At 66.7% G+C, this 26481-nt stretch carries 24 protein-coding genes; 15 read left to right on the top strand and 9 right to left on the bottom strand.

Annotated features, from left to right (window positions below):
* Positions 1 to 123: 123 nt before the first annotated feature.
* The 3 genes from AC5P6E_RS07315 to AC5P6E_RS07305 form a co-directional block, all read right to left on the bottom strand.
* The gene (locus AC5P6E_RS07315) at positions 124 to 1131 is read right to left on the bottom strand and encodes a cyclase family protein (protein WP_329836076.1); all 1008 of its coding nucleotides are present in this window, start codon (positions 1129 to 1131) and stop codon (positions 124 to 126) included.
* 35 nt (positions 1132 to 1166) lie between these two features.
* Positions 1167 to 1817, bottom strand: a complete 651-nt coding sequence (locus AC5P6E_RS07310; protein ID WP_010485027.1) for a DsbA family oxidoreductase — start codon at positions 1815 to 1817, stop codon at positions 1167 to 1169.
* Between the two features lie 92 nt (positions 1818 to 1909).
* Positions 1910 to 2860: a LysR family transcriptional regulator gene (locus AC5P6E_RS07305; RefSeq protein WP_329836078.1), complete on the bottom strand. Its 951-nt coding sequence runs from the start codon at positions 2858 to 2860 to the stop codon at positions 1910 to 1912.
* Between the two features lie 116 nt (positions 2861 to 2976).
* Here AC5P6E_RS07305 and AC5P6E_RS07300 point away from each other — a divergent pair, with 116 nt between their 5' ends.
* On the top strand, positions 2977 to 3855 hold the full coding sequence (locus AC5P6E_RS07300) for a sterol desaturase family protein (protein WP_227199619.1): 879 nt from the start codon (positions 2977 to 2979) through the stop codon (positions 3853 to 3855).
* 9 nt (positions 3856 to 3864) lie between these two features.
* Here AC5P6E_RS07300 and AC5P6E_RS07295 read toward each other — a convergent pair whose 3' ends face one another.
* On the bottom strand, positions 3865 to 4569 hold the full coding sequence (locus AC5P6E_RS07295) for a helix-turn-helix domain-containing protein (RefSeq protein WP_010485034.1): 705 nt from the start codon (positions 4567 to 4569) through the stop codon (positions 3865 to 3867).
* A gap of 287 nt (positions 4570 to 4856) precedes the next feature.
* On the bottom strand, positions 4857 to 5291 hold the full coding sequence (locus tag AC5P6E_RS07290; RefSeq protein ID WP_010485036.1) for a VOC family protein: 435 nt from the start codon (positions 5289 to 5291) through the stop codon (positions 4857 to 4859).
* Between the two features lie 338 nt (positions 5292 to 5629).
* On the opposite strand from AC5P6E_RS07290, the gene AC5P6E_RS07285 reads away from it, so the two are divergent.
* On the top strand, positions 5630 to 8425 hold the full coding sequence (locus AC5P6E_RS07285; RefSeq protein WP_329835070.1) for a beta-glucosidase family protein: 2796 nt from the start codon (positions 5630 to 5632) through the stop codon (positions 8423 to 8425).
* Positions 8426 to 8604: 179 nt separating this feature from the next.
* On the opposite strand, the gene AC5P6E_RS07280 is transcribed toward AC5P6E_RS07285, so the two are convergent.
* Positions 8605 to 9510: a LysR family transcriptional regulator gene (locus tag AC5P6E_RS07280; RefSeq protein WP_010485040.1), complete on the bottom strand. Its 906-nt coding sequence runs from the start codon at positions 9508 to 9510 to the stop codon at positions 8605 to 8607.
* 105 nt (positions 9511 to 9615) lie between these two features.
* Between AC5P6E_RS07280 and AC5P6E_RS07275 the strand changes: the two genes are divergently transcribed.
* From AC5P6E_RS07275 to AC5P6E_RS07265, 3 genes are all read left to right on the top strand, one after another.
* Positions 9616 to 10977: an MFS transporter gene (locus AC5P6E_RS07275; protein WP_329835068.1), complete on the top strand. Its 1362-nt coding sequence runs from the start codon at positions 9616 to 9618 to the stop codon at positions 10975 to 10977.
* Positions 10974 to 11360, top strand: coding sequence for a DUF4440 domain-containing protein (locus tag AC5P6E_RS07270; protein ID WP_010485044.1), 387 nt, complete (start codon positions 10974 to 10976; stop codon positions 11358 to 11360). Before AC5P6E_RS07275 ends, AC5P6E_RS07270 begins: the two co-directional genes overlap by 4 nt.
* Positions 11361 to 11582: 222 nt before the next feature.
* Positions 11583 to 13493, top strand: a complete 1911-nt coding sequence (locus AC5P6E_RS07265; protein ID WP_010485046.1) for a CocE/NonD family hydrolase — start codon at positions 11583 to 11585, stop codon at positions 13491 to 13493.
* A 210-nt stretch (positions 13494 to 13703) separates the two neighbouring features.
* On the opposite strand, the gene AC5P6E_RS07260 is transcribed toward AC5P6E_RS07265, so the two are convergent.
* The gene (locus AC5P6E_RS07260) at positions 13704 to 14657 is read right to left on the bottom strand and encodes a helix-turn-helix transcriptional regulator (RefSeq protein ID WP_010485049.1); all 954 of its coding nucleotides are present in this window, start codon (positions 14655 to 14657) and stop codon (positions 13704 to 13706) included.
* 446 nt (positions 14658 to 15103) lie between these two features.
* Between AC5P6E_RS07260 and AC5P6E_RS07255 the strand changes: the two genes are divergently transcribed.
* From AC5P6E_RS07255 to AC5P6E_RS07220, 8 genes are all read left to right on the top strand, one after another.
* Positions 15104 to 15862, top strand: a complete 759-nt coding sequence (locus tag AC5P6E_RS07255) for an SDR family NAD(P)-dependent oxidoreductase (RefSeq protein WP_049452746.1) — start codon at positions 15104 to 15106, stop codon at positions 15860 to 15862.
* 130 nt (positions 15863 to 15992) lie between these two features.
* Positions 15993 to 16445: an MgtC/SapB family protein gene (locus tag AC5P6E_RS07250; RefSeq protein ID WP_005410036.1), complete on the top strand. Its 453-nt coding sequence runs from the start codon at positions 15993 to 15995 to the stop codon at positions 16443 to 16445.
* Positions 16446 to 16669: 224 nt separating this feature from the next.
* Positions 16670 to 18328 (top strand): L-lactate permease, encoded by a 1659-nt coding sequence (gene lldP, locus AC5P6E_RS07245; RefSeq protein ID WP_329835063.1) that lies wholly within the window; start codon positions 16670 to 16672, stop codon positions 18326 to 18328.
* A gap of 53 nt (positions 18329 to 18381) precedes the next feature.
* Positions 18382 to 19146: a transcriptional regulator LldR gene (lldR, locus tag AC5P6E_RS07240; protein WP_029379987.1), complete on the top strand. Its 765-nt coding sequence runs from the start codon at positions 18382 to 18384 to the stop codon at positions 19144 to 19146.
* Positions 19147 to 19150: 4 nt separating this feature from the next.
* Positions 19151 to 20290, top strand: a complete 1140-nt coding sequence (lldD, locus tag AC5P6E_RS07235; RefSeq protein ID WP_010485059.1) for an FMN-dependent L-lactate dehydrogenase LldD — start codon at positions 19151 to 19153, stop codon at positions 20288 to 20290.
* Positions 20287 to 21993 (top strand): D-lactate dehydrogenase, encoded by a 1707-nt coding sequence (gene dld, locus AC5P6E_RS07230; protein WP_029550801.1) that lies wholly within the window; start codon positions 20287 to 20289, stop codon positions 21991 to 21993. The genes lldD and dld overlap by 4 nt, the downstream gene beginning before the upstream one ends.
* 92 nt (positions 21994 to 22085) lie before the next feature.
* Positions 22086 to 22694: an SMI1/KNR4 family protein gene (locus tag AC5P6E_RS07225; RefSeq protein WP_049452740.1), complete on the top strand. Its 609-nt coding sequence runs from the start codon at positions 22086 to 22088 to the stop codon at positions 22692 to 22694.
* A gap of 82 nt (positions 22695 to 22776) precedes the next feature.
* Positions 22777 to 23661, top strand: coding sequence for a hypothetical protein (locus AC5P6E_RS07220; protein WP_191863783.1), 885 nt, complete (start codon positions 22777 to 22779; stop codon positions 23659 to 23661).
* Between the two features lie 96 nt (positions 23662 to 23757).
* Here AC5P6E_RS07220 and AC5P6E_RS07215 read toward each other — a convergent pair whose 3' ends face one another.
* On the bottom strand, positions 23758 to 24054 hold the full coding sequence (locus AC5P6E_RS07215; protein WP_010485066.1) for an I78 family peptidase inhibitor: 297 nt from the start codon (positions 24052 to 24054) through the stop codon (positions 23758 to 23760).
* A gap of 171 nt (positions 24055 to 24225) precedes the next feature.
* Here AC5P6E_RS07215 and AC5P6E_RS07210 point away from each other — a divergent pair, with 171 nt between their 5' ends.
* Both AC5P6E_RS07210 and AC5P6E_RS07205 read left to right on the top strand, forming a co-directional pair.
* Complete coding sequence (locus AC5P6E_RS07210) at positions 24226 to 24882, top strand: decarboxylase (protein WP_329835061.1); 657 nt, start codon at positions 24226 to 24228, stop codon at positions 24880 to 24882.
* A 68-nt stretch (positions 24883 to 24950) separates the two neighbouring features.
* A complete protein-coding gene (locus AC5P6E_RS07205) occupies positions 24951 to 25727 on the top strand; it encodes a CDP-diacylglycerol diphosphatase (RefSeq protein WP_043401988.1) in 777 nt (258 codons plus the stop codon).
* Here AC5P6E_RS07205 and AC5P6E_RS07200 read toward each other — a convergent pair.
* Positions 25724 to 26323 (bottom strand): GNAT family N-acetyltransferase, encoded by a 600-nt coding sequence (locus tag AC5P6E_RS07200; RefSeq protein ID WP_019337893.1) that lies wholly within the window; start codon positions 26321 to 26323, stop codon positions 25724 to 25726. The two genes, AC5P6E_RS07205 and AC5P6E_RS07200, sit on opposite strands and share 4 nt — an antisense overlap.
* Positions 26324 to 26481: the final 158 nt, after the last annotated feature.

The raw sequence follows: 26481 nt of genomic DNA, 5'->3' as shown, positions 1-26481 counted from the left end.
TCGCCTTGTGAGTAGAATTACTAATGAAATCGGAGGGTCGGATTTCAGGTTGCTGAAGGGGTAGGGGTGCCGACCAAGGTCGGCCCCCCGGCATGGCCCGGCGCTACCCGGGTATGCCCCCGGTTACGGGCGGACCGGCAGCGCGACCGGGCGCAGCGGCGCGGCATCGCCACCGCGGATCTTCAGCGGGCCGCCGATGAAGGCGAACTCGTAGACCTTGTCGTGGGCCAGTTCGTCCAGCGCCACCAGCTCGATGATCGGCGCGCCCTGCTGGGCCAGCAGGTAGGTGTGCAGCGGCACGTAGTCGTCGGACACCTCCGAGGGGAAGGTCTCGAAGCTGAGGTTGTCGGCACCGACGATCATCGCGCCGCTGTCCTCGATCAGGAAGCGCGCTGCGTCCAGGCCCATGCCCGGCGGGTTGGCCATGTAGGCCTTGGGCTGTTCGAACAGGCGCATGCGGCCGGTGCGGATCAGCACCACGTCGCCCTGCTGCAGTTTCACCTTCTGGCGTGCCAGCGCATCCTTCAGGTCCTGGCGGGTGACGCGGTAGCTGTCCGGCAGCATGTCCACGCCCTTGGCGGTGGCCACGTCGATCAGCACGCCACGCGCGATCAACGGCGGGAACTTCTCGATGCCGGTGACATTCCAGCCACGGTCGCCGAGGTGTTTGTCGGCCTCGAAGCCATTCCAGATCTTTCCATGGATGCCGAAGTGGTTCAGCGCATCGATGTGGGTGCCGGTGTGGCTGTACATCGAGAACGCGGTGCCGGTGTAGCTGCGGGTGAGGTTCATGGTTTCGCCCACGCCCATCGGATCATCCATCACCGTGCCGCGCGGGGTGTGGGTCATCCAGAACTGGTAGTGCGGGTCGCCGGCATCCTGCCAGCTGGGCATGCCGACGTAGTACTCGGTGGCCAGGTCATAGGCCTTGCCGCCGCTGACCCGCGACAGGATCGCCGCACGCGAGGCCTCGGTGATCAGGTTGAGGCGGCCGATCTCGTCCTTCGGCCCCCAGGGGCTGGTGCCGACCTGCTGGCCGGAGGGTGCGCGTTCGTGCGCGGACACGGTGGTGGAAGCTGCGGTGCCGGCCAGCAGCAGGGCCAGCGCGGTGGCCAGGGTACGTGGGGTCATGGGGAATCTCCTTGCAGGGTGGGGGAGGGTGCGGCTCAGGCCGCGACCAGGTGCGCCAGGGCCTGGCGCAGGTGTGGCAGCGGCAGGGTCTGCAGGCGCAGGCCGTTGCCGCCGATCACGGTGGGTATGGAACGGATGCCGAGGGCAGCGGCTTCGGCGCGATCGACCTGCACGCGCTGGCGTACTGCGTCGCTGCGCATGTGGTCAGCGAAGGCGCCACGCGGGTGGCCCAGCGCTTCGGCGATATCCAGCAGGACTTCGGCGTCGCCGATGTTGCGGTGCTGGTGCAGGTGCGCCCACTGCACGGCATCGAACATCGCGCCATGGGCGTCGTTGCCACCGAGCATGCCGGCGGCCTGGCAGGCCAGTGCGCCGAGCCAGCCGGAGGGATACTCGAAGTCCTGCGCGCGCATGCCTTCGATATCGATGCGCGCGGTGTCTTCATGCGCGGCGCAGTCGGTCCAGTGGCGCAGGATGATCGCCTTGGCGCGCTCCATCGAGCCGAACACCTCGACCATCTGTGCGCGCGAGTCCTGCAGCACGAAGCTGCGGTGGCGCACCTGGATGCCGAGTTCGGCGGAGACCTGCTTCAGGCGCGGGGCCAGCACGAAGCACCAGCCGCAGACCACGTCGTGGAAGAAATCGACCACCGGCGCGGCGGTGGCGGGGGAAGGAACGGAAGACATCTGCCTGCCATCGGTGAGAGGGGAGGCGGCAGATTAGGCAGCGCGGCGTGGCCGAAACAGCACGCCGCGGGCAGCTCAGTTTTCGCTGGCGGTTACGAATCCAGGCCGGCGCAGCCGGGCAGCTCGGCGTGCAGGAAATCGATGAAGGCGCGCACCTTGGGCTGCAGGTGGCGCGAGGTGGGATAGACCGCATGCACGAAGCGCGGCGGATAGCGGTGGTCGGGCAGCACCTGCTGCAGTTCGCCCCGCACCAGTGCCGGAGCGGCCAGGAACGAGGGCAGGGCACCGATGCCCATGCCGGCCACCAGCAGGTCGCGCAGCAGCAAGCTGTTGTTGACGGTGACGCGCGCGGGCAGTGTGATGGTCACCTGGCCATCGGGACCGAGCAGCGGCCAGCTGCCGGGGGAGTCGGACAGGCTGTAGGCCAGCACGCTGTGCGCCTGCAGATCGTCCACCGCCTGCGGTGCCGGATGCTGCCGCAGGTAGGACGGGGCCGCGCACAGCACCTGCTGCAGCGACGCCAGCCGGCGCGCCACCAGGCGTGAATCATCCAGTTCGGCACGCAGCCGCAGCGACACATCGAAACCCTCACCGACTGCATCGAGCAGGCGATCTTCCATCACCAGGTCCAGCGACAACTGTGGATGCTGCTGCAGGAAGCGCGGCAGCAGCGGCGACAGCGTGCTCAGTGCGAATGACTGCGGCGCGTTCACGCGCAGGCGCCCGGCCACCTCGCCGCGCTGTTCGGCGATGCCGCGTTCCAGCGCTTCCAGCTCGTCGAGCAGGCGGCAGCATTCGCGGTAATAGGCGTGGCCGGTTTCGGTCAGGCTCATGCGCCGCGTGGTCCGCTGCAGCAGCACCACGCCCAGGTGCGTTTCCAGCGTGCGCAACTGCTTGCTCAGGCCGGCCGGCGACATGCCCAGGTCTTCGGCGGCACGAGCGAGCCCGCCGCGTTCGACGATGCGGCGGAAGGCGCGCATCAGGTTGAAGGAGTCCATGCCGGTCCCGGGCGCGATGAGAGCATCATTGTAGATCCACGCCATGCGTGGATGTGGGAAGCGTGGTGCCCGCAGGGTTGCGCCGTTTGTTCAAGCCAGCAACCCACACGCCACGCCAGCATGCTGGCCCCTCACTTCCCGGGTTGCCCATGAAGCACTGGATGCTCCGCCTGTATGCCCCGCTGTTCCTGCTTGGATTCGTCGCCACTGCCGTCGTCTGGGTCGGCCACTGCCATGGCGATCCGTTGTGGCTGCTGGCCCTGCTGGCGATCGCCATTGCGGTTTCGTTCGTCGCCGAGCGCGCCTGGCCGTATGACCCTGCGTTCAACCGCGACCACGGCGACCGTGTGCGTGACGCCCTGCACGCGCTGGTCAACGAAGGCCTGAACCTGTTGTCGATCGCGGCGGTGCCGCTGCTGGCGGCGATCATTCCGTGGCAGTTGTGGCCGCTGCAGTGGCCGTTCGCACTGCAGCTACTGGTGGCGATCATCGCTGCCGATCTCGGCATCACCCTGGTGCACTACGCCAGCCATCGCATCGGCTGGCTATGGCGTCTGCATGCCGTGCATCACAGCGTGACCCGCATGTATGGCTTCAACGGGCTGATGAAACACCCACTGCACCAGGCCGCCGAAGCGGTGGGCGGCGTGCTACCGCTGCTGCTGTTGGGCCTGCCGATGCCGGTGGCGGCGGTGCTGGCCTTCGCCATTGCCATCCAGCTGCTGCTGCAGCACTCCAACGTGGACATGCGTCCCGGCGTGCTGGGCCGGGTGATGGCCTGGGCGCCGCTGCACCGCTTCCATCACATGCGTTACGGCACCGCCGGCGACGTCAACTTCGGCCTGTTCCTGACCGTCTGGGATCACCTGCTGGGGACTGCCTTCGATGCGCCGGGCTATCGGCTGCGCCAGCACGACCTCGGCATCGGCAGCCAGCCGGACTATCCGCGCGATTACCCCGGGCAACTGCTGGCGCCGTTCCGAGAACTGCCACATGGCGAGGTGCCGGAGCTGCCGGAAGGTCTGCGCAGGCGCGGATGATGGGTCGTGTCAGGCCGCGTGCAGCTGCAGGCCCTGCAGTTGCGCGGCACTGATGCCGAACATGCGGCGCAGGCTGCGCGACAGATGGGCCAGATCGGCGAATCCAGCGGCATGCGCACTGTCGGTCAGGCTGTGGCCGTGCAGATGATGCGTGAGTGCATTGCGCAGGCGTTGCCACAGTACCCAGCCGCGGAGTGTCACCGCCAGGTCGGACTGGAAACGCCGGTGCAGCTGGCTGGCCGACAGGTGCGCCGCCTCGGCGATATCGGCGGCCGGCACCGGGTCAGGCAGGTGCTGGGCGATACGGGCCAATGCCGCCTGCACGCGGCGGTCCAGCGGTTGTGGGCGGCTCAGCCGTGGCAGCCAGTCGCGTAGCTCCATGGTATTGCCCGGCAGTGCGTGCAGATGCTGCTGGATCTGCGTGGAATCGGCATGCGCGGGTTCGAGGAACACCGTGCAGCCCGCTTCCGGCGCCGACAGGATCGCATGCGTCTGGAAGGAGGGCAGCCACAGCCGTTGGCCCTGCTGCCGTACGCCATCGACTTCGACCTGCCAGGGCGTACCGTCGCTCAGCAGCAGTTGATGGGCGTAGTGCGCATGTACGCTGCTGTCACCGGCATGGCCCTGCAGCACCGCCACGTGAGCATCCAGCAGCAGCGTGCCATTCCAGGGCAGGGCGGGGGAGGACATGGAGGGATTGTAGATCCACGCCATGCGTGGATGAATCTCCATCGAAATCGATTAATTCGACGATTGATCGAAGAGCATCCACGCCTGGCGTGGATCTACTGCAGATTGCGGCGAATTGTCGAAGGCGGGGTGGGTCCGGTTGCGGGGGCGTGAGCGCCATGGATGGCGCGACCGAGGCTACATGGACGTACTTGCGCCGTCCCCCGCAACCGGACCCACCCCGCCACCCCACAGGAACCCAGCTTTTGCTTCTGCTGTTGCATTGGCCGTTGCCTCTGCGGGTGCCGGGCGCAGCCCGGCCGCGCGCACTCTCACCGCCCGTGCGGATCCGGCCGGTGATGCACGTACTCGACCACCGTGCCATCGGGATGCACCGCATTGAACGCCGCCCCGGTCGGCACCACCTGCAGCGGGAAGATGATCTCGGCACCGGCCGCGACCAGTTTGTCGTGATAGGGCCGAACGTCATCGACCAGCAGCGTCCCCGTGGTCGAAGTGAATGGCGCCAGCGCCTCATCGCAACCTTCGATCAGCAGGAATGCACCGACCATCGCCAGGCGTAGGCCGGCATCGGGAAACGGGAAGCCCGCATCGGCCACCACACCCTGCAACTGCTCGTAGAACGCCACGCTGCGCTCCAGTTCGCCAGGGGCAACGAATACCCGGATCAGCACGCGTGGGCTGCGCTGGGTGGAGGTATCACAGCGGTCACGCCAGAGATGATCGAAGTCGCGGTGTATGTTCATGGGCGGGGTCCAGGGCCGGTGACACCTCATTATCGGCAGCCCCACGCAGCCTGCTGATGACCGCCGGTGATGGCCTGATAACCGCTGGCCGGGTTGCCTCTGTGACTTAGGTCCTGTTGACAGGTGTGAACGCCCTCGCACAATCTTCACAGGATTGGGTCGCCCTGCGCGGCCCGGACAGGCAGGTTGTCACGCCGGGAGGAGGGTCCCAGGCGCAGACCGGCCCGTCCTTCGGCCTGCGGGAGGTTGCCTGGCAATTCCTGCGCGGCATGAACGCTGCACCCTTCGGCGGCACTTTCCCTGGACCGATTGCCTTGGCAACGGAATTACGCCTGCCGATGAAAACGTTTACAAAGCCGCTTGCACTGTCCCTGGCCCTGTCTGTCGCACTGGCCGCCCCGGCCTGGGCCGACCCCGCCGCGTTCACTGTGCTGACCCTGGAACAGGCCCCGACCGCCGAGACGATGCCGGCCCTGGCCGCCCAGCTGAAGACCCTGCAGGTGGACGCGGTGAGCGTGCGCCAGGTGCAGCGCGGCATCGGCCAGGTCGATCCGCTGCAGGTGCTGGCCGATGGCCTGGGCTACGAGTACCGCTTCATCGCCGCCGGCAGTGACGATGGCCAGATCCAGCGCGGCCAGGCCGTGCTGACCCGGCTGCCGATCGCCGCTGAATCCGGCCCGGACCAGCCGGGCCTGAGCTACCTGCGCCTGGACGATGGCCGCCACACGGTGGCGGTCTATACCGATGCCGGTGCAGGTGCCGCGCAGCTGCCAGCGCTGGTCACCCGTTCGCGGCTGGGTGCACCGGCGGTGCTGCTCGGTGCGGTGGCCGGTGAATCGGCCAAGGCCGCAGGCTTCGATCCGGCGCGTGTCGCCCTGGAAGCCGATGCCAGCTATTTCAGCGATGGTTTCCAGGCCGCCAGCAGTGCGCCGTTCAAGCTGGAAGGCAACACCCTGCGCGCCACCCTGCTGACCCTGGCCTATGCCGCCGACAAACATGGCGACAGGCCGTGGATGGACACCACCCTCAACGCCGATGCGCGCGCTGCGCTGCTGCTGAAGGCGATGACCGAGGACGAGAAGTTCCAGATGCTGCACAGTTACTTCGGGCTGGGCAAGGACGGTGGCCCGCTGCCGGAAGGCGCGGTCGGTTCGGCCGGCTTCGTGCCGGCAGTGCCGCGCCTGGGCATTCCGTCGCAGCAGTCGGCCGATGCCGGCGTCGGCGTGACCAATCCGGGCGGCATCCGCCCCGGTGATTTCGCCACGGCGATGCCATCGGGCCCATCCACCGCATCGAGCTGGAACCGGCAGGTCGCCTTCGCGGGTGGCGCGACCATGGGCCGCGAGGCATGGCAGCAGCGCTTCAACATCCTGCTGTCGGGCAGCGTCAACCTGCAGCGTGATCCGCGCAATGGCCGCAACTTCGAATATGCCGGTGAAGATCCGCTGCTGGCCGGTTCGATGGTCGGCGCGCTGATCCAGGGCGTGCAGAGCCAGCACGTGATCTCCTCGATGAAGCACTTCGCGCTGAACGACATGGAGACCCGCCGCAACTTCCACGACGTGCGCATTGGCGAACAGGCCATGCACGAGTCGGACCTCCTGGCCTTCGAGATCGCGCTGGAAGCCGGCCGCCCGGGCGTGGCGATGTGCTCGTACAACAAGATCAACGGCACCTACGGCTGCGAGAACGGCTACCTGATGAACCAGGTGCTGAAGCAGGAATGGAAGTTCCCCGGTTTCGTGATGTCCGACTGGGGTGGCGTGCACAGCGGTTCGAAGGCGGCGCTGGCCGGCCTGGACCAGCAGTCGGCCGGCGAAGTGTTCGACGCGGCGGTGTTCTTCGATGAGCCGCTGCGCCTGGCCGTGCATGGCGGCGTGGTGCCGCAGGCGCGCCTGAATGACATGGTCGCGCGCATCCTGCGCACGATGTTCCTGCATGGCAACTTCGACAACCCGCCGCAGCACCAGAAGGTCGATGCCGAGGCCGGCTTCGCCGTCGCCCAGCGCACGGTGGAAGAGGGTAGCGTGCTGCTGCGCAATGAAGGCAACCTGCTGCCGCTGGCCGACACGGTGAAGCGCATCGTCATCATCGGTGGCCACGCCGACAAGGGCGTGATTGGCGGCGGCGGTTCATCGATGGTGGGCGTGACCGCCAAGGGCACCAATGCAGTGCCGGGCGTGCTGCCGACCACCTGGCCGGGCCCGGTGATCTTCCACCCGTCCTCGCCGCTGGAATCGCTGCGCGCAGCGCGTCCGGAGGCGACCATCGAGTACGTGGACGGCACCAACGCCGCCGCCGCGGCCAGGGCTGCCGCGCAGGCCGACGTCGCCATCGTGTTCGCCACCCAGTGGGCCGCCGAATCGGTGGATCTGCCGGACATGCAGTTGCCGGACAACCAGGACGCGCTGATCTCGGCGGTGGCCAAGGCCAACCCGAAGACCGTGCTGGTGCTGGAAACCAATGGCCCGGTGCGCACGCCATGGCTGGCGCAGGTGCCGGCGATGCTGCAGGCCTGGTACCCGGGCATCCGCGGTGGCGAAGGCATTGCCGCGCTGTTGACCGGCCAGGTCAATCCGTCCGGCCGCCTGCCGGTGACCTGGGTGGTGGACGAATCGCAGCTGCCGCGCCCGCACATCGACGGCCTCGGCTTCAAGCCGGCCAAGCCGTTCGGTGATGTGTTCGATTTCGATATCGAAGGTGCCAACGTCGGTTACAAGTGGATGGCGGCCAAGGGCCTGAAGCCCACCTTCGCGTTCGGTCATGGCCTGTCCTACACCTCGTTCGCCTATGAGAACCTGAAAGTCAGCGTGGAAGGTTCGCGCCTGGTCGCCAGCGTGGACATCCGCAACACCGGCGAGCGCGCCGGTGCCGACGTGGCCCAGCTGTACCTGAAGCTGCCGGCTGGCAGCACCACGCCGATCCGACTGATCGGCTATGACAAGGTGAACCTGCAGCCGGGCGAACAGCGCCGCATCCGCATCGAAGCCGAACCGAAGACGCTGGCGCACTACGATGCGCAGGCCCGCCAGTGGAAGATCGACGGCGGCACCTACCAGGTGCAGCTGTCGCGCAATGCTGCCGAGCCGCTGCAGACGGTGGACGTGCAGCTGGTGGAGCAGGTGCTGCGCTGAGGCCTTGAAGACACGGCCCCGGAAGGGGCCGTGTTTGTTTGTAGATTGCCGCTGCGCTCGCCGGGCACGGCCCGGCGCTACCGGATATCTACTGTAGCGCCGAGCCCATGCTCGGCTGTTGTAGAACGGAGCCGAGCGTGGGCTCGGCTCCAGAACGCCGCGCCCGGCGGACGCCGTCATCACCCGGGCGCGCTGCCAAACCATCCGCGCAGGAAATCAATCAGCTGCCGCACCTTCGGTGAGGGCTGCGTGCTGTGCGGGTAGACCGCGTACACGCTCTGCTGCGGGAAGCGGTGCTGGCGCAGCACCGGGCGCAGCCGGTCCTGGGCCAGGTCGTCCTCGATCAGCCAGCGTGGCAGCACGGTGACCCCGGCGCCGGCCACGGCGAAGGCACGCAGGCTGCTGGCACCATCTACGCGCACCACCGCATTGCCCGGGCTGGTGGCAAACAGGGCGTCGCTGCCATCCGGCGCCACCACCGGCACGTCGGCCAGGCGCGGGTAGCCGAGGCGGGGCAGGGTGCCCAGCTGCACGGGGTCGTCGGCAGCATCGGCAGAGGGCAGGCGTGCCAGCAGGGACGGAGCCGCCACGGGGCACAGTGGATGGCGTTCCAATTCGCTGGCGTGCAGGCCCGAATCCGGCAGACGGCCGAGGCGGATCGCCAGATCGAAGCGTTCGGGAATCAGGTCCGCCGGCGCGGGAGACGTGGACAGGTGCAGCTGCAGCGCCGGGTGCCGCGCACGGAACGCCTCCAGCGCAGGAATCAAGCGTAGCTGGGCGTACTCCGGCGTGGTGGTCAGGCGCAGCACGCCCTGAAGCTGGTGCTGGTCGCGGCGCGCGGCATCGATCGCCGCCTGGGCGGCGTCCAGCGCCTGCACGCAGTGCTGCAGGAACTGCTCGCCAGCCTCGGTCAGGGACAGGTGCCGGGTACTGCGCAGCAGCAGGGTCACGCCCAGCTCCTGTTCCAGCCGCCTCAGGTTGAAGCTGACCACCGCGCGGCTGAGGCCCAGGCGGTCGGCGGCGGCGGTCAGGCTGCCGGCCTCGACCACGGCGCGGAAGATATCGAAGCGATCGAGGCTGACCATGGCGGTCCATTGTCAAAACAGATTTGACAGTGTTGCAGCTGTCGTCGTGTTTTTCCAACAAGGCCCGCACGGCATGCTGGCCGCTTCCCTGCTGGAGCGCCGCCGATGCCGTCCCCCCGCCTGCGCCATGAGGCGATCTTCCTGCTGGTGTTCGCCCTGGATCTGGTCAACATGTTCATCGCCACGGTGGCCTATCCGGCACTGGCAGCGGAACTGCACGCTGATGTCGGTACCCTGGCCTGGGTGGGCACCGCCTACATGCTGGGCCTGAGCGTGGTGATTCCGCTGGCGCCTTGGTTGGCCGCGCGCTGTGGTGAGCGTCGCCTGCTGCTGGTGGCGTTGCTGTTGTTCGCGGTTGCCGCTGTGCTGGCCGGCGCCGCACCGGGTATCGGCTGGCTGCTGGGCTGGCGCCTGCTGCAGGGGCTGGCCGGTGGCCTGCTGATTCCGGTGGCACAGGCGGCAGCGTACCGACAATGCACGTCCGACCAGCGTGGCGCGCTGACCCGGCGCATCCTGCTGGTGGCGCTGCTGGTACCGGCACTGGCGCCCGCGTTGGGCGGGTTGTTGGTGCAGTGGTTGGCCTGGCGAGGCGTGCTCTGGGCCAGCCTGCCCTTGGCGGTGGTGGCGATCGCGCTTGTGCTGGCATGGATGCCGGCCGATGGCGTGCGCAGTGCGCCGCGGCTGCAGGCCTATGCGCTGTCCACCGCGATGCTGGCGCTGGGCGCGCTGCTGCTGGCGCTGACCTGGCTGGGTGAGTCCGGACACCGCGGCGCAGGTGCCGTGTTGTTGCTGGTCGCACTGCTGCTGGCGGTGGCCCACCTGCGGCATGCGCGTCGGCAGGCGCAGCCCCTCCTGCGCTGGTCGTTGCTGTCGCATCGTGGGCTGCGGCTGGCGATGCTGATCTATCTGGCCGTACCCGGTGTATTCATCGGCAGCCAGCTGGTCAGTACCCTGCAGCTCCACCAGGCCGGTTACAGCGCGGCACGCATCGGCGCGCTGATGCTGCCGTGGGCGCTGGCCTCGGCCACTGCGATCACGGCCAGCAAGCGCCTGCTGGCTCGCTTCGGCCCGGCCACGGTACTGCGTACGGGCATGCTGCTGCAGGCCAGCGGCATGCTGTCGATGGCGCTGCTGCCGCAGCCGGCCTTCGCGTTGGCCGCGCTGTTGTTCGCGCTGATGGGGGCGGGCGGCAGCCTGTGCAGCAGCACGGCGCAGACGCTGGCCTTCCATGGCGTGGAGGGTGAAGCGCTGGGCGATGCCAGTGCCCTCTGGAACCTCAACCGTCAGCTCAGCTTCTGCGTAGGTACCGCCGCCATTGCGCTGCTGCTGGCATTGGCCATGCAATGGCTGCCGGCAAACGCCACGCGCGTGGCGCTGGGGCTGGCCGCCCTACTGACTCTGCTGCCGATGGTATTGCTGCGTCGGCCGCAATCGATCTCTCTTTCCCAACCCGAGACAATGCAATGACGATGACCGCAGAGAACGAGTTCCATGATCTGATCGCCAAGCTGCAGGCCTGGTTCCGTGCGGAAGCAGCCGCCAGTACGCTGGATGCGCTGATGGATCATTTCTGCACCGACTTCAGCATGGTCGGTATTGCCGGGCAGCGCCTGGACCGCGAAGCCCTGGCCGGCATGTTCGCTGGCGGCCATGGTGCCCGCCCGGGCTTGCGTATCGAAATCGATGCCCTGCAGTTCATTGCGGTGCCGGCACCGTTGGTGATGCTGCGCTACCGTGAAGGGCAGGGCGTTGCTGAAGGTGGGATGGCCTGGCGTGAAGCACTGGCCGTGCTGCGGCAGGAAGACGGCCGTTGGCGTTGGCTGGCGTTGCATGAAGTAACGGCAGCCTGATGTTGTAGAGCCGAGCCCAGGCTCGGCTGCTCTTCGGGGAGGTTGCGGTGGCCCCAGCCGAGCGTGGGCTCGGCTCTACAACGGCCAGATGGATGCGTGCCCGTCGGGCAGCACATGTGCCATCAGTCCTGCCTGCATCCACCGCAGAATGCAAAGCCCGCACACACTTCACGGCTCGGGGCAGGAGTAGGCTTGAGGCTTTCCTGCCGGGAGGGGTTGTCCATGCGTGTGCGTGCCGTCGCTGTAGCCATTGCCCTTTGCCTGTCCAGCACCGTGCTGGCCGCCGATACCCCGCCGATGACCCCGGACATCAGCGGCAAGCCCTTCGTTGCCCCTGATGTCGGTCGCGACTACGACAAGCGCGTGGTGATGGTGCCGATGCGTGACGGCACCAAGCTGTATACGGTGATCGTGGTGCCCAAGGGCGCCCGCAACGCGCCGATCCTGCTGACCCGCACACCTTACGATGCCGCTGGCCGCGCCAGCCGCAGTGATTCGCCACGCATGCGCGACCTGCTACCGCAGGGCGACGAGGTGTTCGTCGACGGCGGTTACATCCGCGTGTTCCAGGACATCCGCGGCAAGTACGGCTCCGAAGGCGATTACGTGATGACCCGGCCGCTGCGCGGGCCGTTGAACAACACCAAGGTGGACCACTCCACCGATGCCTGGGACACCATCGACTGGCTGGTGAAGAACGTACCGGAGAGCAATGGCAAGGTCGGCATGCTCGGCTCGTCGTACGAGGGCTTCACCGTGGTGATGGCGCTGACCGACCCGCATCCGGCACTGAAGGTGGCTGCGCCGCAGAGCCCGATGGTCGATGGCTGGATGGGCGACGACTGGCTCAACTACGGTGCGTTCCGCCAGGTCAACTTCAACTATTTCGCGATGCAGACCGAGAAGCGCGGCAAGGGCACGCCGCTGCCCAGCCTCGGCTACGACGACTACAGCACCTTCCTGCGCATCGGTTCGGCCGGCGACTACGCGCGCTTCACCGGTGTGGACCAGCTGACCTGGTGGAAGAAGCTGATTGAGCATCCGGCCTATGACGGGTTCTGGCAGGGCCAGGCGCTGGATGCGGTGATGGCGAAAACACCGCTGAAGGTGCCGACCATGTGGCTGCAGGGCCTGTGGGACCAGGAGGACATGTGGGGTGCCAACCATGCCTACCAGGCAATGGAAGGGCGCGACAGCGGCAACAACCGCAATTACCTGGTGATGGGGCCGTGGCGGCACAGCCAGGTGAACTACAGCGGCAGCGAACTGGGCGCGCTGAAGTTCGATGGCGATACCGCGCTGCAGTTCCGCCGTGATGTACTCAAGCCGTTCTTCGACCAGTACCTGGTGGACGGTGCGCCGAAGGCGGACACGCCGCCGGTGCTGATCTACAACACCGGTGAGAACCACTGGGATCGCCTGAAGGGTTGGCCGCGCAGCTGCGACAAGGGCTGTGCCGCCAGCAGCAAGCCGCTGTTCCTGCGCGCCGGCGGCAAGCTGGCGTTCCAGGCGCCGGCGGCGGGCGAGGGCGACTTCGAGGAGTATGTGTCCGATCCGGCCAAGCCGGTGCCGTTCGTGCCGCGCCCGGTACGTTTCGGTGACCGCGACATGTGGACCACCTGGCTGGTCAAGGACCAGCGCTTCGTCGATGGTCGCCCGGACGTGCTGACCTTCATCACCGAACCGCTGGCCGCGCCGCTGCGCATCGGCGGCGCACCGGTGGTGCATCTGCAGGCCTCGACCAGTGGCACCGACAGCGACTGGGTGGTGAAGTTGATCGATGTGTATCCGGACCAGGAAGCGTCCACGCCGGAGATGGGGGGCTATGAGTTGCCGGTGTCGCTGGCAATCTTCCGTGGCCGCTACCGCGAGAGCTTCAGTGATCCGAAGCCGCTGGCGGCCAACGAAGTGCTGCCGTACCGCTTCGATCTGCCCAACGCCAACCACACCTTCCAGAAGGGGCACCGGGTGATGGTGCAGGTGCAGTCCAGCCTGTTCCCGCTGTACGACCGCAACCCGCAGACCTACGTGCCGAACATCTACCTGGCCAAGCCGGGCGATTACCAGAAGGCCACGCAGCGGGTCTGGCACAGCGCGGCACAGGCGAGCTACATCGATCTGCCGGTGTATTGAAGCGGCCAGGGTGACGCCGGGCATGGCCCGGCGCTACCCGGGGATGTGCGGTGTCGGTAGCGCCGGGCCATGCCCGGCGGCGTTGGTAGTGCCGGCCGCTGGCCGGCCTCCGCGATGGCACGGGAGCGTGTCGACCAAGGTCGACACCTGCCAGGGCTGGGCCATGGCATGCCGATCGACCAAGGTCGGCACCTATCAGGGCACCAGCCTTCAGCCCACCTTCGAGGGGCCCGTGCGCCAGCGGCTGGGTACCAGGCCGAAACGTTTGCGGAATGCAGCGGCGAAATTGCTGGGGTGGCGGTAACCACTGGCGGCGGCGGCCTGCTCAACCGTCCATCCGTCTTCGCGCAGCCCCTGTTCGGCGTGGCGCATGCGCTGCTCGTGCAGGTAGTCGAATACCGAGCAGCCGTACTGCTGGGCGAAATGACGGCGCAGCGAGCTCGGGCTCATGCAGGCCAACTGGGCCAGTTCGATCAGACTGTGGGCATGGCTGGGATCGTCGTGCAGGTAGGCGCGCACACGCTCCAGCCGCTCGCGCTGGCCCGCGCGCAGCGTTCGTACATGGTCGGTCTGCAGATCCTCGGCCTTCAGGCCAACGGCCAGCAGCTGCAGTGCGACGCCTTCCCGCCACAAGGCGTCGATGCCGTCCTCCCATGGGCTGTCGAACAGCTGGCCCAGCACTGGCAGCAGGGTATGCGGAATGGCCCAGTGGCGGCATTCCAAGTGGGTGTTGAGCGCGGTTTCCAGCTGCGGCAGATGGAACAGGTCCGGGTCGATCTGGCCGGGCACCATCACGCTGACGCCGCGCATGCGCGTTTCGCCGGGATGCGCACCCGTCATCTCGACCTGTTCGCGGTGGTGCGCGGTCATTGCCGTGCCAGCGCGCAGGGTGAAACCAGCGCGTCGCGGAATGCGCACATCGACCTGGCCCTGCAGCATCACGCGGATGGCCAGGCCGGGACTCTGATGGGCGGTCGCCACATAAGGAAAGCGATTATGGACGTCGGAGGCGATCAGGCTCATGCCGCCGCGCAGGAACTGCTCGTTGACCTCGCCATGGCCGGCCCACTGGTCGTCGCGCAGGTGTTCCGGGTCGGCGCGGTAATCGAAGCCATGGCGGTGGCCGAAGCGGCGGTAATCAGCAAAAGTGAAATATCGGGACATCGCTCGGCACGTGCTTTGGAGGTGGACGCTGGCATTACCTCGCCCACGCACTCTGCAACACAGATGCAGATCCGGTCGTTACCCGTGAGACATGCTGGGAAGCAGTGGCATGGGCACTCTGGAGGGTGGGGGGAACACCAGGTTGAATTGAATGTGTCGGAGAAAATGGAAACGTTTCCCATTGTCGCCTCGATTCGACCGCTTTTGATTTAAATATGGTCAAAACGATTGACGATTACGGCCAAATTGAAAATGCCGCCGAACATACGCCAGCGTTTTGCATGCATATCCGTACGCAATTCCATACATCAACTTGAGTTGAGGTTTCATGGCTGGAACGATCCGCCATGGACGCGATGTCAGCCAGGCCATCACGGGCGCACGCGTAGGGTGGGGCGGTTGGCTGTTGCAGGCCACTTCGATACCCCCACTGATGGAGAACGCAGATGATTGACTACCAGCTCACCGGCAAGACCGCGATCGTGACCGGCGGCGTGTCCGGTATCGGCCTGGCCGTGGCGCAGACCCTGGCGGCGTCCGGCGCGCGGATCTCGGTCTGGGATCTGAAGCAGGATGCGGTCGATGCCACCGTGGCGCAGTTGCGGGATGCGGGTGCACAGGCCATCGGCATCGCGCTGGACGTCACCGACGACGCTGCGGTGGAGGCGGCAGTGCAGCGCACGATCAAGGAACTCGACGGCCTGCATGTGGCGGTCAACAACGCCGGTATCGGCGGGCCGGCTGCCAGCAGCGGTGACTATCCGATCGATGGCTGGCAGCGGGTTATCGACGTCAACCTCACCAGCGTGTTCCTGTGCCAGCGTGCGCAGATCCAGGCGATGCGAGCCGCTGGAACCGGCGGCAGCATCATCAACATGGCCTCGATCCTGGGCCAGGTGGGCTATGCCGGTTCCACTGCGTACGTGGCGGCCAAGCACGGCGTGGTTGGGCTGACCCAGACCGCCGCCTGGGAACATGCGGCCGACGGCATCCGTGTCAACGCGGTCGGCCCGGGCTTCATCAGCACACCGCTGCTGGAGAAGATGGACCCGAAGGTGCGCGCCACGCTGGAAGGCCGCCATGCATTGAAGCGGCTGGGCACGGCCGAGGAAGTTGCGGCGCTGGTGGCCTGGCTGGCCAGCGACGATGCCTCGTTCGCGACCGGCGCGTACTACGCCATCGATGGTGGCTATCTGGCGCAATGATGCGGTAATCGCAGGCGACGGTGATGCCGGGCAGGGCCCGGCGCTGCCGGGTGAACGGGCTGTGGTGCGGCCTTCACCGTTGTGCCACGGCTGCCGCGCGACGCTCCGGGAAAATCCCGGAGCCTCTCCCATGGAACTCACCCAGGATGTCTCGATCCTGCTGCGCGTGGCCGCAGCCATGTTGTTCGGCGGCGTGCTCGGCGTCGAGCGCGAGATGGGCAAGCACGCGGCGGGCCTGCGCACGCACATGCTGATCGCCGGTGCCGCCGCACTGATTGTCGGCCTCGGCGACTCGGTGGCTGAGCATTTCCAGCAGGAGCGCTATCGCGACCTGCTGCAGGTCGACCCGGTCCGTCTGATCGAAGCGGTGGTGGCCTGTGTTGGCTTCGTTGCCGCTGGCACCATCCTGCGCGGCTCACGCGAAGACCAGGTCAGCGGATTGACTACCGCAAGCTCACTGATCATGGCGGCGGCCATTGGCATCGCCGTGGGCATCGGTAAATACGTGATTGCGATCGGCGTCAGCGTGCTGTGCGTGCTGGTGCTGGCGGTGATGCGGCGGTTGGAGAAACGGATCTCGTAAGGAATCTCGAGTTGCCGGCCAGCGGCCGGCACTACCATGGCGGCCTGAATGGTCGGACCAATATGGCATCTAGCGCTATGGTCTAATAGGCTCTTCGTCGGAATGGCGGTTAAATCCGCTGCAAGTGGTCTGATCGAAATCTTTATTGGTACGACCAATAATCGACAGTCACGGCGACCCACCGCCTGCGGTGGGGCACCTTCCGCATCCAGTCGAGAGTCTTCATGCAGCCCTGGCAACACCTGTACGACCCCGCCGGCAACCTGTGGTTGTCCAGCCTGATCGCGCTGCTGCCGATCGCGTTCTTTTTCATTGCCCTGGCCGTGCTGCGCATGAAGGGCTGGCTGGCCGGCACGATCACCGTGGCCATCGCACTCGGCGTGGCCCTGCTGTTCTACGGCATGCCGCTGAGCCAGGCGCTGGGCGCGGCCGGCTTTGGTTTCGTCTATGGGCTGTGGCCGATCGCCTGGATCATCATCGGTGCCGTATTCCTCTACAAGGTCTCGGTCAAGACCGGGCAGTTCGACATCATCCGCGCCTCGATCCTCTCGGTCACCGAGGATCAGCGCCTGCAGATGCTGATGGTCGGCTTCGCCTTCGGTGCCTTCCTGGAGGGCGCGGCCGGTTTCGGTGCGCCGGTGGCGATCACCGCGGCACTGCTGGTCGGGCTGGGCTTCAAGCCGCTGTATGCCGCCGGCCTGTGCCTGATCGTCAACACCGCGCCGGTGGCGTTCGGTGCAATGGGCATTCCGATCATCGTGGCCGGGCAGGTCACCGGCCTGGATGCATTCGAGATCGGCCAGATGGCCGGCCGCCAGCTGCCGTTCCTGACCATCATCGTGCTGTTCTGGATCATGGCCATCATGGATGGCTGGCGTGGCATCAAGGAAACCTGGCCGGCGGTGCTGGTCGCGGGTGGCTCGTTCGCTATCGCACAGTACCTCACCTCCAATTTCATCGGCCCGGAACTGCCGGACATCACCGCGTCGCTGGCGTCGCTGCTGTGCCTGACCCTGTTCCTGCGTCGCTGGAAGCCGGTGCGGATCTTCCGCTTCGATACCGAAACCAGCGCCGAGGCAGCTGCACAGGCACTGGAAGCGCCCCGCTACAGCGTTGGCCAGATCGCCAGGGCGTGGTCGCCGTTCCTGATCCTCACCGCGATGGTCACGCTGTGGAGCATCAAGCCGTTCAAGTCGCTGTTCGCGGCGGGTGGCCCGCTGGAAAGCTGGGTGCTCAAGATCCCGGTGCCGGGCCTGGACCAGATGGTGCAGAAGATGCCGCCGATCGTGGATGCACCGTTGAGCTACGAAGCCGTCTACAAGTTCGACTGGTTCTCGGCCACCGGTACCTCGATCATCCTCGCTGCGGTGATCGCGATCATCGCGCTGCGCATGCCGGCCCGTTCGGCGCTGCGCACCTTCGGCGAAACCGTGCGCGAGCTGCGCATGCCGATCTACTCGATCGGCATGGTGCTCGCCTTCGCCTTCATCGCCAACTATTCGGGCCTGTCGGCGACGCTGGCGCTGGCATTGGCGCACACCGGCGACGCGTTCCCGTTCTTCTCGCCATTCCTGGGCTGGCTGGGCGTGTTCCTGACCGGTTCGGATACCTCGTCCAATGCGCTGTTCTCGGCCCTGCAGGCAACCACCGCGCAGCAGATCGGCGTGTCCGACGTGCTGCTGGTGGCGGCCAACACCACTGGCGGTGTCACCGGCAAGATGATCTCGCCGCAGTCGATCGCCATTGCCTGCGCAGCGGTCGGCCTGGCCGGCAAGGAATCGGACCTGTTCCGTTTCACGGTCAAGCACAGCCTGATCTTCACCACGATGGTCGGCCTGATCACCCTGGCCCAGGCCTACTGGCTGACCTGGATGATTCCCTGAGCCATGCACGCTTGGCCGACCACCCGCTGCGCGCTTCGGGCCACAATGGCGCCATGAGCACGCAACGCATTTCCGACAAGGTGGCCGCACAGCTGCGCGGCCTGGTGCATGAACAACAGCTGCAGCCCGGTGACCGGCTGCCGGCCGAGCGCACCCTGGCGGTGCAGCTGGGGGTCTCGCGCACGGCGTTGCGCGAAGCCATCGCGCAGCTGGCCAGCCAGGGCCTGCTGACCGCACGCGTCGGTGGCGGCACCTATGTAGCCGAACCTGCGGCGCGCGCGCGGCAGGCGCTGGATGAACCGCTGGCGCCGTACCTGCCGCTGTTCCAGGGCGACCCGGAATACCGCTTCGACGTGCTGGAGATCCGCCACGCGCTGGAAGGTGCCACCGCCTGGCATGCCGCATTGCGCGCTACCGACGAGGACCGCACGCGCATCGCGCAGGCCTTCCAGACCATGATGGACGCGCACGGCAAGGACGACCCCACCGGCGAAGCGGAGGCCGACGCGGCTTTTCATCTGTCCATCGCCGAGGCCTCGCACAACCTGGTGCTGCTGCAGGTGATGCGTGGCCTGTTCGAGCTGCTGCAGACCAACATCTCGCAGAGCCGCGAAAAGCTCTACACCTCGGCGAGGACCTTCTCGCCGCTGTCCGACCAGCACCGCGAGATGATGGACGCGGTGCTGGCAGGCGACCCCGAACGCGCGCGCGCCGCCGCGCATGCCCACCTCGAGTTCGTGCACACCACGCTGCGCACCCTCGATGACAACGAAGCCCGGCGTGCGCGGGCCTCGCGTCTACCTTCCCCACACGGTTGACCCCATGATCATCTCCGCCTCCACCGATTACCGTGCCGCAGCGCAACGCCGGCTGCCGCCGTTCCTGTTCCACTACATCGATGGCGGCGCGTATGCCGAGCACACGCTGAAGCGCAACGTTTCCGACCTGTCCGACATCGCGCTGCGCCAGCGCATCCTGCGCAACATGTCCGACCTGAGCCTGGAAACCGAGCTGTTCGGCGAAAAGCTGGCAATGCCGGTGGCGCTGGCGCCGGTTGGGCTGACCGGCATGTATGCCCGGCGCGGTGAAGTACAGGCAGCGCGCGCGGCCGACAGCCGCGGCATCCCGTTCACCCTGTCCACCGTATCGGTGTGCCCGATCGAGGAAGTGGCACCGGCCATCCAGCGGCCGATGTGGTTCCAGCTGTATGTGCTTCGCGACCGTGGCTTCATGCGCAACGCGCTGGAGCGGGCGCAGGCCGCGGGCGTGACCACGCTGGTGTTCACCGTGGACATGCCGGTGCCGGGCGCGCGCTACCGCGATGCGCACTCCGGCATGAGCGGCCCGAATGCCTCGCTGCGCCGTATCGGCCAGGCCATCACCCATCCGCACTGGGCGTGGGACGTGGGCCTGTTCGGCCGCCCGCATGATCTGGGCAACATCTCCACCTACCGTGGCAACCCGACCGGGCTGGAGGACTACATCGGCTGGCTGGGCAGCAACTTCGATCCGTCCATTTCATGGAAGGACCTGGAATGGATCCGCGAGTTCTGGAAGGGGCCGATGGTGATCAAGGGCATCCTCGACCCGGATGATGCGCGTGACGCGGTGAAGTTCGGTGCCGATGGCATCGTGGTCTCCAACCACGGTGGCCGCCAGCTGGACGGCGTGCTGTCCACCGCGCGCGCACTGCCGGCGATTGCCGATGCCGTGCAGGGTGATCTGAAGATCCTCGCCGATTCGGGCATCCGCACCGGCCTGGACGTGGTGCGCATGCTGGCATTGGGCGCCGACACCGTGCTGCTGGGCCGTGCCTTCGTCTATGCGCTCGCCGCCCAGGGCGAGGCCGGCGTGGCCAACCTGCTGGACCTGATCGCCAAGGAAATGCGCGTGGCGATGACACTGACCGGCGCGCGCCGCATCGCCGACATCGGCCGCGATTCGCTGGTCAGCCTGCCGTGAGTGGCCACGATGCCGTGCTGGCGCAGTTGCGCGACGCGGTCGGCAACCGCCATGTACTGACCGGCGACAAGGCCACGCGCCGCTTCCGCCGTGGCTATCGTTTCGGCGACGGCCCGGTGCTGGCCGTAGTGCGCCCGGGTACGCTGCTGGAACTGTGGCGCGTGCTGCAGGCAGCGGTGCAGGGTGGGGCGGCGATCATCCTGCAGGCGGCCAATACCGGCCTGACCGGTGGCTCGACCCCGGATGGCAACGACTACGGGCGGCCGATCGTGCTGGTCAGCACGCTGCGCCTGACCGGTATCCAGCTGTTGAACGAAGGCCGCCAGGTGCTGTGCCTGCCCGGCGCCACGCTGGACCGGCTGGAGCAGACGCTGGCACCGCTCGGCCGCGAACCACATTCGGTGATCGGCTCGTCCTGCATCGGTGCGTCGGTGCTGGGCGGCATCTGCAACAACTCCGGCGGCGCGCTGGTGCGCCGTGGCCCGGCCTATACCGAGCTGGCGCTGTATGCGCAGGTCGATGCGGATGGCCAGCTGCAACTGGTCAACCATCTGGGCATCGCGCTGGGTGATACGCCCGAGCAGATCCTGCAGCGCCTGCAGGTGGGCGACTACAGCGCGGCGGATGTTGGCGATGGCAACGGCCGCGCGGCCTCCGATCCCCGCTATGCCGAGGAAGTGCGCAAGGTCGATGCCGATACGCCGGCGCGTTTCAACGCCGACCCCAGCCGCCACTTCGAAGCGGCCGGTTCGGCCGGCAAGCTGGCGGTGTTCGCGGTGCGCCTGGACACCTTCGAAAAAGAGGCTGCCGAGGTCTTCTATATCGGCAGCAATCGCACCGACAGCCTCACCGCGATCCGTCGCCAGCTGCTGACCGGCTTCGAGCGCCTGCCGATCGCGGGCGAGTACATTCACCGCGATGCCTATGACATCGGCGAGCGCTACGGCAAGGACAGCTTCCTGCTGATCGATCGCCTCGGCACCTCCCGTGTGCCCGCGGCGTTCGCGTTGAAGAGCCGTGTCGATGGCTGGTTCGAGCGGTTGGGCCTGCGCGGCGTGACCGACCGTGTGATGCAGGTGCTGACGGGCCTGCTGCCCTCGCACCTGCCCAAGCGCATGGGTGAGTTCCGCCAGCGCTATGAGCATCACCTGCTGCTGAAGGTGTCCGCGCAGGACGCAGCGCAAACCGAAGCCTGGCTGCGCGATTTCTTCGCTGGCCACGAAGGCGGCTATTTCCACTGCACGGCGGAGGAGGGGCGCAAGGCGTTCCTGCATCGCTTTGCCGTGGCCGGTGCCGCAGTGCGCTACCGTGAAGTGCATCGTGACCAGGTGCAGGACATCGTCGCGCTGGACATCGCGCTGCGACGTGACGACGCCGACTGGTTCGAACAGCTACCGGCGGATATCGACGGCCGCCTGCTGCACAAGCTGTATTACGGGCACTTCCTGTGCCACGTGTTCCACCAGGACTACATCGCCCGCAAAGGCGAAGACCCGATGGCGATCGAGCATGCGATGTGGGCATTGCTGGACCAGCGGGGTGCCGAGTACCCGGCCGAGCACAATGTCGGCCACCTGTATCCGGCCAAGCCGGCGCTGGCCGGGTTCTACAAGCAGCTGGACCCGAGCAATACGTTCAATCCCGGCATCGGCCAGACGTCGAAAGCCAAGGGCTGGGGGAGCTGCGACTGTAGTGGGCACTAGCGGCGTACTCTCCGAAAATTCGGATTTCTTGCATTCCGCACTGATCGGGTTGGCACTAGGCTGAGGTCTTGGCCGAGACGGATACAGAACCAATGCAGAGTGCAGATCAGATATGGGCGTCCATCAAAGCGTCGCTTCATGAGAAGAGTTGTCTGGATGAAGTGCAGTTGCGGCCGGGAGCCTCCGAAAGCGAGTTGGTTGAACTGGAGGCTCAGCTTGGAGTCGCTTTGCCAGATCTGCTAAGGCAGCTGCTGATGATTCACGATGGGCAGGATGGGGTTGGGCTTCTGTTCGGCAGTCAGATGCTCTCGTCCGTGGAGATCAGGCGGCAGTGGCACGGTTGGCGTGAGATCGAGGCCGACGGCATGAACGAGGAGTGCGCGGAGTTCATGAAGTCGAGTCCCGCGGGGGTGGTGAAGCCGATGTACACCAATGCGCGTTGGATACCGCTGACTCACGATGGTGGCGGCAATCACATGGGATTGGATTTCGATCCCGACATTGGCGGTGCTGAAGGACAGGTGATTGCCTTTGGTGCGGATGAAGACACCAAGTACCTTCTCGCTCCGACTTTCGCTGAGTTCGCTGAAAAGGCTGTGGAGTGGATCAGTCAAGCAAGCTGGGATGGTGAGAATTTCGAGTCGCCAACTGATGACGGCTTCGCTCCTCCGGCCATTCTCCGGACTGCTGGCGGGGCGTAGTTGGGAGCGCCGTTCTGACAGGTCGCGATCGTCCTGTTACTCCTGCGCTACCATCTGGATTCCACGAGCAGGAATCTCCTCCATGCCCACCATCGTTGTCCGCACGATCGTGTGCGTTGCACTACTGGCTCCCCCGGTGCTGGTGCTGGCCCAGGGCTCGATCCTGCCGCAGCAGCGCGATGCCGCCGGCAACGTGATAGAGCCGCTGGGACAGGTACTGATCGCGAGTGAGACTGGGCCGTCGGGGCTTTATGACTGCACGCGGGACGGCAACTGGTGCGTGCGCGTGCAGCCGGTCGCCGAGGAGGGTGACCGGCCGACCGTGCTGGAAGTGCTTGAGAAGGGGCCGGGCCAGGGCAAGCCTCACACCTACCACGTCAGCATCGACGTGTCGCAGGAAAGCGAGCTGTCGCTGTGGCCGTGGATCGTGCGCCTGGCCCCGGGCGTGGGCAGCGATGAAACAGTGACCGACCCGCAGCAGCGCACCCGCCAGAATGTGCTGGTGGGTGGCATCGTCACGTTCAGCGCCATGTACTCCGGTGGAGGTGCTGACGCGTCCACGCTGCAGCTGGCACGCGTACGCCACCTGCAGGACGACATCCAGGTGGACGACGACGTGCTGACCGTGCCATGGCTGGGCAATGCGATGATCCGCGCCTGTTTCAGCGAGCAGGACGTGAAACAGCGCGCGGGTGCCTGCCACGACGAATACGGCTTCTCGGCGAAGCTGGCGCTGGATCCAGCAGGGCAGGGCATGCCCGTGCTGCGCTACCAGACCGTGGCGACCCGGTTCCCGGCCGGTGTTTCGCGCTTCGAGGATTCGCTGGCCAAGGGGCCGCTGAAGAAGAAAGACCTGCGCACCGAGCAGGATCCGGCGCGCACCTATACGCGGTTGTTCCACTTCCGCGAGGGCATGTTCCACCCGGACCAGGCGCTGCCGGACTGCGCCGGCTATACCGAACCCTGAAGTGTAGAGTTGAGCCATGCTCGACTCGGGTTCTCGCGTGGCCCGGCCGCAGAGCAGCCGAGCGTGGGCTCGGCTCTACAAAAACTGAGGCGGCGCTTACTCGCAGCGGGTGGCGGTGATGACGTTGTCCTTGTCCACGAACACGCGCAGGCGGTCCTGGCGGATGTCCTTGGTGGTGATGGTGCTGGGGCCGATCGGGTTGACCAGGCCGGCACCACTCTCGCGGGACAGGCGGCGGATGTTGGGCTCATTGGCCGGCTGGCCGATCGCCCAGCCCAGCTGGCTGGCGTCACAACGGCCGCTGCCTTTGACTTCCGGGCCAGGGGTGCTGACGCAGGCCGACAGCAGCAGGGCAGAGGCCGGCAGCAACAGGGACAGACGGAATGCGGACATGCGAGCGCTCCTGCGCAGGGAAAGATGGCGGGAACGATAGCACCGAGCGTGCGAAAGGCGTCAGCGCCCCGGTCATTGCCGGCACAGCGTGGTCATTGCATAGTGGGAGGAATGGCTGGCAGTACGCCAGTGGGCAGGCCGGGCCTTTCCGGCGCAGGTGTTGGATAGGGTATGACGGCAGGCAGTTTCCGCGGCAAGGACAAGACGATGACGGCGCTGGCGTTGTCGTTGCTGGGCGTGGCGTTTGCCGCCTGCGCTGCCGATCCGGAACCCGTGCCGGTCGAATCCCCGGTATTCGGCGCCTGGCGCAACCTGCAGACTGAAGCGGGCTACGCGCCTGCGCAGCGCAATCTGGCGTTTGCCATGCTGCCGCAGGCGGCCACCCGCGGTGACCGTTTCGCCATCCTCGATCGTGAGGGCAAGCGCGCGGTGTGCTGCCTGCAGGTGGCCAGCCCCTCGCTGGGCGTGGCCGCGCTGCGCGAGCAGTACCACCTGCCGCAGGCCTGGGTGACCGACCTGAGCAATGGCCGCAGCCCGGCACGTCCCTATGTGCCGCACGTCTATGCGATGCAACGGGTGGACGAGCTGGCCCACTACAGCTTCGCCGACGTGCCTGGCGCCTACAGCGACCTGGGCGGGCTGCTGATTCCCGAAGGTGCCGCGCTGGAGACCGACGGCAGCGCCGTCCGCCTGGGGAACATTCGCTATCCGCTGCATTTCCAGCGTCAGCCGCACGCCGATGACGACGGCGCGCTGGATCGCTACAGCCTGCAGGCGGGTGAGGGCGAGGCACCGATCGTGGTTGAAGTGCCGTTCGGCACCTACTGATTGCAGCTTCGCACTGGCTAGAATGCAGCGCGGCGCTGTCTGCCGTGCCTGCTCCGTGAGTCGTTTCCGTGTCCTTGCGCCCCTTCCTGCTGCCGTCCCTGTTGCTGTTGTCCGCCTGTGCCAGCGCGCCGCCGCCGCCGGCCCATTCCGACGCGTTATGGCGATTGATCGAACGTGACTGCCAGGGCGCCGAAGGTCCACGCGGCGACTGCCTGCGCGTGGAGACGGCCGCGGATCGCCGTGATGTGCTGGTCAAGGACGCGCACGGCGACTACCAGTTCCTGCTGATGCCGCTGGACAAGGTCAGCGGTATCGAGAACCGCCGCCTGTACCAGCGTGGTGCACCGAATTACTTCGCTGCAGCCTGGCAGGCGCGCAGCCACACCGAACAGGCCTTGCGGCAACCGCTGCCGCGCAACGTCGCCAGCCTGGCCTTGAACTCGCCGCACGGCCGGTCACAGCACCAGCTGCATATCCATGTGGATTGCCTGCGTGCCGACGTGCTGCAGGCGCTGGACACGCATGCTGCCGCCCTCGGCAGCCGCTGGGCACCGTTGCCGGTGCTGCTGCGCGGCCATCAGTACCAGGCCCGCCTGCTGCCGGGCGCGGAACTGACCGCCAATCCGCTCAATCTGTTGGCCTATGACCTCGCTGGCGTGGACGACGTGGGCCAGTGGAGCCTGGTCGTGGCCGGCCGGGACGAGGTGCAGGGCGGCCCGGGCTTCATTCTGCTGGCGACCCGTGTGGACGCCGGCACCGGCAACGAGGCCAGCGCTGAAGAGCTGCAGGACCACGCCTGCTCGGTGTTGACCGGCGCAGGCGCGTCGCTGGAGCGGGTCCGCTAACCCTGGGGCTGCTGGCGGCTTCGCCAGACCGGTGCGGTCAGCGCCAGCAGCTGGCGATCCTGCCAGCCCTCCAGGTCCAGATGATGGTCGCGCAGCAGGCCTTCCTGCTCGAAGCCGAAGGCGTGCAGCGCAGTGGCGAACGGGTCATTGCAGTCCGGTGGCAGCATCACGAACAGGCGATGCAGGCCGACATCCTCGAACAGGAACGGGCACAGCGCCCGCAGCGCCGCGTCGGTATGCGGGTGCCAGTGTTGCAGCGACAGCAACTCGGCGCTGCGCGCATGCAGCGACTGCAGGCGGATGTGCAGCTGATCCAGCACAGTGCCGTGTTCGTCGTCGAACACCCCCAGCAGCAGCTGGTCGTTGTCCTGCTCCAGACGCGAGCGATGCATGTGGGCGAGAAAGCGTGCCTCCTCGTCGATGTCGCCGGGGTGACGGCGGCCGCGCCGGCGGCGGTCATCGAACAGGCGCCAGCGCGGCAGGTCGGTACGCTGGAAGGGGCGCAGGGTGACCGGTGCGGCCTGCAGCTGCAGCAGGTGACGGCGCAGTACCGGGCGCAACGGGGGAAGGAGGGAGGTGGGATACGGGGTCATCATCCCCGGCACGATGGCCGTGCCCGCAGCGCCACACCATTCAAAACATTGCAAAAGTGTGGCGAATGGCACTGCGGGTCTGATTCGGTTCAGGCATAAGGCCATCAGGCCTGGTCATTTCCGTTGAACCCCCCCATTCAGGACACTTTCGTTACGGGATC

The organism is Stenotrophomonas sp. YJH_SMC_16 (genome assembly GCF_059367875.1).
This window is presented reverse-complemented; position numbering and strand designations above follow the sequence as displayed.

Coding starts and splice junctions, on each gene's coding strand:
- AC5P6E_RS07220 (WP_191863783.1), top strand. CDS start 22,777: ATGCCCACCATCGTTGTCCGCACGATCGTGTGCGTTGCACTACTGGCT.
- AC5P6E_RS07270 (WP_010485044.1), top strand. CDS start 10,974: ATGACGATGACCGCAGAGAACGAGTTCCATGATCTGATCGCCAAGCTG.
- AC5P6E_RS07285 (WP_329835070.1), top strand. CDS start 5,630: ATGAAAACGTTTACAAAGCCGCTTGCACTGTCCCTGGCCCTGTCTGTC.
- AC5P6E_RS07250 (WP_005410036.1), top strand. CDS start 15,993: ATGGAACTCACCCAGGATGTCTCGATCCTGCTGCGCGTGGCCGCAGCC.
- lldP (WP_329835063.1), top strand. CDS start 16,670: ATGCAGCCCTGGCAACACCTGTACGACCCCGCCGGCAACCTGTGGTTG.
- AC5P6E_RS07265 (WP_010485046.1), top strand. CDS start 11,583: ATGCGTGTGCGTGCCGTCGCTGTAGCCATTGCCCTTTGCCTGTCCAGC.
- AC5P6E_RS07255 (WP_049452746.1), top strand. CDS start 15,104: ATGATTGACTACCAGCTCACCGGCAAGACCGCGATCGTGACCGGCGGC.
- lldR (WP_029379987.1), top strand. CDS start 18,382: ATGAGCACGCAACGCATTTCCGACAAGGTGGCCGCACAGCTGCGCGGC.
- AC5P6E_RS07295 (WP_010485034.1), bottom strand. CDS start 4,569: ATGGCGTGGATCTACAATCCCTCCATGTCCTCCCCCGCCCTGCCCTGG.
- AC5P6E_RS07260 (WP_010485049.1), bottom strand. CDS start 14,657: ATGTCCCGATATTTCACTTTTGCTGATTACCGCCGCTTCGGCCACCGC.
- AC5P6E_RS07210 (WP_329835061.1), top strand. CDS start 24,226: ATGACGGCAGGCAGTTTCCGCGGCAAGGACAAGACGATGACGGCGCTG.
- AC5P6E_RS07215 (WP_010485066.1), bottom strand. CDS start 24,054: ATGTCCGCATTCCGTCTGTCCCTGTTGCTGCCGGCCTCTGCCCTGCTG.
- AC5P6E_RS07305 (WP_329836078.1), bottom strand. CDS start 2,860: ATGGCGTGGATCTACAATGATGCTCTCATCGCGCCCGGGACCGGCATG.
- AC5P6E_RS07200 (WP_019337893.1), bottom strand. CDS start 26,323: ATGATGACCCCGTATCCCACCTCCCTCCTTCCCCCGTTGCGCCCGGTA.
- AC5P6E_RS07280 (WP_010485040.1), bottom strand. CDS start 9,510: ATGGTCAGCCTCGATCGCTTCGATATCTTCCGCGCCGTGGTCGAGGCC.
- AC5P6E_RS07300 (WP_227199619.1), top strand. CDS start 2,977: ATGCTCCGCCTGTATGCCCCGCTGTTCCTGCTTGGATTCGTCGCCACT.
- AC5P6E_RS07290 (WP_010485036.1), bottom strand. CDS start 5,291: ATGAACATACACCGCGACTTCGATCATCTCTGGCGTGACCGCTGTGAT.
- AC5P6E_RS07275 (WP_329835068.1), top strand. CDS start 9,616: ATGCCGTCCCCCCGCCTGCGCCATGAGGCGATCTTCCTGCTGGTGTTC.
- AC5P6E_RS07315 (WP_329836076.1), bottom strand. CDS start 1,131: ATGACCCCACGTACCCTGGCCACCGCGCTGGCCCTGCTGCTGGCCGGC.
- AC5P6E_RS07310 (WP_010485027.1), bottom strand. CDS start 1,817: ATGTCTTCCGTTCCTTCCCCCGCCACCGCCGCGCCGGTGGTCGATTTC.
- AC5P6E_RS07225 (WP_049452740.1), top strand. CDS start 22,086: ATGCAGAGTGCAGATCAGATATGGGCGTCCATCAAAGCGTCGCTTCAT.
- lldD (WP_010485059.1), top strand. CDS start 19,151: ATGATCATCTCCGCCTCCACCGATTACCGTGCCGCAGCGCAACGCCGG.